This window comes from Tistrella bauzanensis, assembly GCF_014636235.1.
Taxonomy (GTDB): Bacteria; Pseudomonadota; Alphaproteobacteria; order Tistrellales; family Tistrellaceae; genus Tistrella; species Tistrella bauzanensis.
This window is the reverse complement of sequence record NZ_BMDZ01000132.1, coordinates 1-4,836: the sequence shown is the minus strand read 5'-3', so window position 1 is coordinate 4,836 and position 4,836 is coordinate 1. Positions and strand designations below refer to the sequence as shown.

Here is a 4,836-nt window from a genome sequence, read left to right as displayed (position 1 = left end):
TGACCCCGTCTGCGAGGCTGCATAGCCTCATCAACCAGCGACGTCCGCCGAGCCCTTTTCAACATCGGGCGGGACATCCCCGTATCCAGCGGATTGGCGACATTGCAGAATCCTTTGACAGTCTTGCCCAATGTCGACAGGCGGTAAAGCCGCTAACCTGAGTGGCAACAGGGAGGTGGTGGGATGTCACAGCCCATCCGACCACCTGAAGACAGCCGCGGGTATCGCCACATGACCAGAACAATCCACGCCGAAGCCGAATTGGAGGCCATCATCGGCACGGCGCCGGTGCCGATGATGCTGAAGGTCATCGATCATCTCGATGCCGGCGCGTTGCGCTGGATCGGTGCCGCGCCGATCGTCCTTGCAGCCTTCGGAACGGTGGCGCGGGGTATCACCGCGACGCTGGCGGGCGGGGCGGCCGGCTTTGCCGCCGCCGACCGGCGGGAGGTGCGGCTGCCAACCGCCCTGCTGGATGACGCGACCATGATCCGCGTCGGTGACGGGGCAGGGCTGATGTTTCCTCTGGTCGGCATCCGCGAAATGCTGCGGGTCAATGGTCGGGTCACGCAGGCCGATGACCATGAGATCCGCATCGCGGTCGAGGAATGCTATGGCCATTGCGGCAAGGCGCTGATCCGGTCGGATTTCTGGCAGGCGGTGCCCGACGCCACGCCGCCCGCGGATATCGGGTCGGTCGTCGCGTGCAGCCGCTTCATGGGTCTGGGGACGATGGATGCCGGCGGCCGCGCCGATCTGAGCCCCAAGGGCGATCCGGCGGGGGCGATGGTGCGGCTGGACGGTGCCGGGCTGTGGTTCGCCGACCGGCCGGGAAACCGGCGCATCGACAGCCTCCGCAACATCATCACCCAGCCACAGGTGGCGGCTTTGCTGCTGGTGCCGGGAACGACCCATGTGGCGCGGCTGTCGGGGCGGGCGCGGATTTCCGACGACGAGGCCGTGCGCGCGCCGTTCACGGTACAGGGCAAGATGCCGGCGCTTGCGGTCTGCATCGAAAACCCCGCGATCACGCTGTATGACAGCCCGGGCCTGACGCGGGCGCGATTGTGGCCGGCCGGCAGCCCGCCCGACGACATCAATCCGGCGGCGCTGTTCGCGCAGCATATGAAGCTGAACAAGAACAAGGGCCTTGGCGGCATGCTGACCAATGCCGCGCTGTCGGTGCCGGGCGTGCAGGGCCTGCTGAAGAAGAGCCTGGACAAGAATTACAAGGACGGCCTGTACTGATCGCCGTCCGGCGCGGGCGGGCGCCGGTCAGGCATAGGCGACCCAGCCGCGCCAGGTGAAGGCGGCGAAGAACGGGCTGACCCCTGAAAACCCGGCATCCCGCAACAGGGCTTCATCCTGCTCTGGCGACAGCAGCGGCAGATGTCTTGCGACCGCGGCATGGGCGGCGCGGGCCTGATCGGGATCGACGCCCGAGGCCGCTGCGAACGCCGCGTATCGCGACAGCCACAGCGGCCGTTCCTCCGGCCCCTGCGGAAAGCTGGAATGGACCGCCACGAAGGGCGCGCCCGGCTTCAGGCGCCGGTGGATCTGGGCGATGGTGCGCCGGCGCTCTTCCGATGCCAGAAAGTGCAGGGTCAACAGGCAGGTGGCGGCATCGAACGGGCCGTCGGGCGCGTCGTCGATATAGCCGTGGTGAAGCTGGACGCGGGGATTGAGGGCGCCCAGGGTCTGCCGGGCAAGCGCCAGCATCGGGGCCGCCGGATCGACGCCGTCGAAGCGCCAGCCCGGCTGCGCCTCGGCGAAGGCCTTCAGTTCCAGGCCGCCGCCGGCACCCAGAACCAGCACGCGCGCGTCGGATGGCGCGGCTTCGGCGAGCAGCACACAGGCCATGCGGTGCATATCGGCGAAGCCGGGCAGGAAGCGGCGCGGACCGTCGGTGTAATGTGCGATCGCGGCGGGGTCGGAAAAGGATCGCAGGAAATCAGTCTCGTCAGGGGGCATCGGCTGTCTCCGCTGGTCCGGATGTCGGGTGGCGTCATTTCATGTATCTATTAATGTTACATGATGTGGCGCATGTCAAGCCGGCAGGGCCGCCATGCCGTGTCGCGACCCCGCCTCCAGCCGTCTACCCCATGACTGATCAGATCAGCGTCACTTTACCACTTGCGATATCATAGACAGCGCCGGCGGTGGCGACACGGCCTTCGGCGATGGCGCGCGAGAGCACCGGGCTGGTGCCGCGCAGATCGCGAAGCGTGTGGTGGACATTGGCGATGGTGGCTTCGGCCAGCAGCGCGGCGGGCGACAGGCTGCCCGCGGACTGTGTCACCACCGGCTCGATGCCCGGGCGCATGGCATCGACCAGACCGGGCATTGCCCCGGCAGCACGGTGGCGTTGCGGATGACGTCGATGGTCGCGGACACGGCCCCGCAGCCCGAATGCCCCAGCACCATCAGCAACGGCACGCCCAGCACCGCGACCGCATATTCAAGGCTGGCGATGCCATCATCATTGGCGAAATTGCCCGCCAGACGCACGGCAAAGATCTCACCCGACCCCTGATCGAAGGCGAGTTCCGGCGCAACGCGGCTGTCGGCGCAGGACAGCACCGCCGCGATCGGATATTGCGCAACGGCCTGCTCCGCGCGGCCGAGCATCGGGTCGCGCGCCTGCGGCCGGCCTTCGGCCCAGCGGAGATTGCCGGCCATCAGCCGCGCCAGCGCCGCCGCCCCGTCCGGCCGGTCGAGCGGCGCCGGGCCGCTATTGGCCGCCCAGGCCGGCCGGCCGGCGCCAAGACCGGCGAGGCCGGTCATCAGCCCGGCGCTGACCATTCCCGCGCCCATCAGACGCAGCATGCTGCGCCGCCTGATGGATGGCGGATGGTTGTCTGTGGATGGCTGTGTGTGCATGATGCCCGTCTCCCCGACCCCGGCCCGTGATCATGGTCGTGATCACCCGTGTGAAATAGGGTGACGCTACAGGCCGTGTTGCGCATATATAAAGCGCCGTATGGTCACTGATGGTCAATCAGGCGCCTGGGCGGCCGATCTCCGATCACCCGTCGGTTGACGCAACGCCTCTCTCGAAGGACGATCACGCGCATGGCGATCACGCTCGCTGATACCATCACCCGCAATGATGACCTGATGATCGCCGAGATCGATGGCGAAGTGGTGCTGATGCATATCGACCTGGGCAATTATTACGGCCTGGACGAGATCGGTTCCGACATCTGGTCCCGGCTTGAGGCACCGCAGGGCGTGGCCGTGCTGCGCGATGCGCTGGTGGCCGATTATGAGGGCGACGCCGCACAGATCGAAGCCGATCTGATCGAGCTTCTGGACCGGATGGCCGAGCACGATCTGGTGCGTGTGCAGGGCTGATCCCCCGCCATCTGGCGCCGCCCGCCGGCGCCGCTTTCAGCGTCAGGCTCCGGATCGATGACCGACGATATCACCGCCCCCGACCACCAGAACCTGCCGTTCCGGATGCCCGAGGCCCTGACGGCCCAGGGGTTGGCGGTGCGGCCGCGCGGCGCCGACGACACCGGCTTCCTGCGCGATCTGTATATCTCGTTCCGCTGGGCGGAACTGGCCAACGGCACCGATTGGCCGGAAGAGACCCGGCGCGCCTTCCTGGCCGATCAGTTCCGGCTTCAGGACCATCACTACACTACCCACTATCTGACGACCGCGTTTCTGATCATCACCCGGCATGGCGTGCCGGTCGGCCGGCTGTATATCGACCACGGCGTCGACGAGATCCGGCTGGTCGATATCATTCTGCTGCCCGAATATACCGGCCAGGGCTGGGGCACGGCGATGATCCGTGTGCTGATCGACGAGGCAGCCGCGACCGGGCGCCATGTCGGCCTGCATGTTGAGAGCTACAACCCGGCCCGTCGGCTGTATCAGCGCCTGGGCTTCACCGATCGCAAGCTGCACGGCCCCTATGTGTTCATGACCTGGGGCCATTACACCGGCGAAACCGACCTGTCGGACGGTCAACTGAACACGATCTGATAGCGCACCGTGCCATCGGCATTGCGGCCGATCGGCACCGTGAACAGGCGCATCGCCCCCAGCACCTCGTGAACCAGACCGACGATCTGGCCATCGATCGCCATGTCTGTGCGGCTGCCGTGCAGGAGCAGGCTGAAGCGGTCGCGATCGAGGGGCCTGGCCGGCTCGTGCCGGACCACCTGCCGCAGGATCAGGCGTTCAAGCGGCAGATCGGGTGACTGACCCGGAACCTCGAAAAGACTGTCGATCACGGCTTCGAAATCGGCGGCGGTCAACTGGTCGGGGCTGCGGAAGACGACGGTCATGGGGATCGGATCCGGCATGGAACGTTGTTGATGGCCAGGGTGACGGCTGTTGGCGCAGGGTCGGCTATTCCGGCGGGCGATGCAATGGCCGGCATGCGGATCGCGGGGGCGCCTGATGACCTGGCACCGGATCTATCGCCCGGCCGGTTGACGGACCCATGGGGTATTTCCCGGTCCGTCGGAAACATCGGGGGATTGCCAATGAACCTGCTTTGCGGTCACGCGCGCAGTGTTGTAGTCTTGGCATACGGATGCCATTTGCGATTGGGTAAGGTGCACAATGATTGAGATCCAGGCTGACGACTGCCGTGCGCGGGCTGATGAGATATCGGGCCAGACGGCCCGGGTGTGGAAGAAGCCATTGCTGGCGTTGAACATCGTCTCGGAGGTGACTGTGGCGGCCTTTGAACGCGACGCGGATGGCCCCACTTTATATTCATAAATGACGTGGCAGGGGCTCAGAGTCGGACTCAAAACTAATACCCATTGATTTCAAGCCCTTGCGATGAACCGTGCGGTGCGTCGGATGGAGGCGATG

General features: G+C 66.1%; 7 protein-coding genes. 3 read left to right on the top strand and 4 right to left on the bottom strand.

All coding sequences use genetic code 11. The annotated features are described in order from the left end of the window. Positions 1-231 precede the first annotated feature (231 nt). Positions 232-1,248, top strand: coding sequence for a pyridoxamine 5'-phosphate oxidase family protein (locus IEW15_RS24805; RefSeq protein WP_188583112.1), 1,017 nt, complete (start codon positions 232-234; stop codon positions 1,246-1,248). A gap of 27 nt (positions 1,249-1,275) precedes the next feature. On the opposite strand, the gene IEW15_RS24800 is transcribed toward IEW15_RS24805, so the two are convergent. The 3 genes from IEW15_RS24800 to IEW15_RS26420 form a co-directional block, all read right to left on the bottom strand. Further along, complete coding sequence (locus tag IEW15_RS24800; RefSeq protein ID WP_188583109.1) at positions 1,276-1,971, bottom strand: class I SAM-dependent methyltransferase; 696 nt, start codon at positions 1,969-1,971, stop codon at positions 1,276-1,278. 139 nt (positions 1,972-2,110) lie between these two features. Next, positions 2,111-2,323: a carbonic anhydrase gene (locus IEW15_RS26425; RefSeq protein ID WP_268237207.1), complete on the bottom strand. Its 213-nt coding sequence runs from the start codon at positions 2,321-2,323 to the stop codon at positions 2,111-2,113. Continuing rightward, complete coding sequence (locus tag IEW15_RS26420; RefSeq protein ID WP_268237206.1) at positions 2,296-2,826, bottom strand: carbonic anhydrase; 531 nt, start codon at positions 2,824-2,826, stop codon at positions 2,296-2,298. The genes IEW15_RS26425 and IEW15_RS26420 overlap by 28 nt, the downstream gene beginning before the upstream one ends. Positions 2,827-3,072: 246 nt before the next feature. Here IEW15_RS26420 and IEW15_RS24790 point away from each other — a divergent pair, with 246 nt between their 5' ends. Both IEW15_RS24790 and IEW15_RS24785 read left to right on the top strand, forming a co-directional pair. Next, positions 3,073-3,354 (top strand): PqqD family peptide modification chaperone, encoded by a 282-nt coding sequence (locus tag IEW15_RS24790; RefSeq protein WP_188583107.1) that lies wholly within the window; start codon positions 3,073-3,075, stop codon positions 3,352-3,354. 57 nt (positions 3,355-3,411) lie between these two features. Continuing rightward, positions 3,412-3,993 (top strand): GNAT family N-acetyltransferase, encoded by a 582-nt coding sequence (locus tag IEW15_RS24785; protein WP_188583105.1) that lies wholly within the window; start codon positions 3,412-3,414, stop codon positions 3,991-3,993. Here the strand turns inward: IEW15_RS24785 and IEW15_RS24780 are convergent. Continuing rightward, a complete protein-coding gene (locus IEW15_RS24780; protein ID WP_188583103.1) occupies positions 3,975-4,298 on the bottom strand; it encodes a DUF6916 family protein in 324 nt (107 codons plus the stop codon). The genes IEW15_RS24785 and IEW15_RS24780 overlap by 19 nt on opposite strands. Between the last annotated feature and the right edge of the window lie 538 nt (positions 4,299-4,836).

Coding starts and splice junctions, on each gene's coding strand:
- IEW15_RS26425 (WP_268237207.1), bottom strand. CDS start 2,323: ATGCGCCCGGGCATCGAGCCGGTGGTGACACAGTCCGCGGGCAGCCTG.
- IEW15_RS24790 (WP_188583107.1), top strand. CDS start 3,073: ATGGCGATCACGCTCGCTGATACCATCACCCGCAATGATGACCTGATG.
- IEW15_RS24800 (WP_188583109.1), bottom strand. CDS start 1,971: ATGCCCCCTGACGAGACTGATTTCCTGCGATCCTTTTCCGACCCCGCC.
- IEW15_RS24780 (WP_188583103.1), bottom strand. CDS start 4,298: ATGACCGTCGTCTTCCGCAGCCCCGACCAGTTGACCGCCGCCGATTTC.
- IEW15_RS26420 (WP_268237206.1), bottom strand. CDS start 2,826: ATGCTGCGTCTGATGGGCGCGGGAATGGTCAGCGCCGGGCTGATGACC.
- IEW15_RS24805 (WP_188583112.1), top strand. CDS start 232: ATGACCAGAACAATCCACGCCGAAGCCGAATTGGAGGCCATCATCGGC.
- IEW15_RS24785 (WP_188583105.1), top strand. CDS start 3,412: ATGACCGACGATATCACCGCCCCCGACCACCAGAACCTGCCGTTCCGG.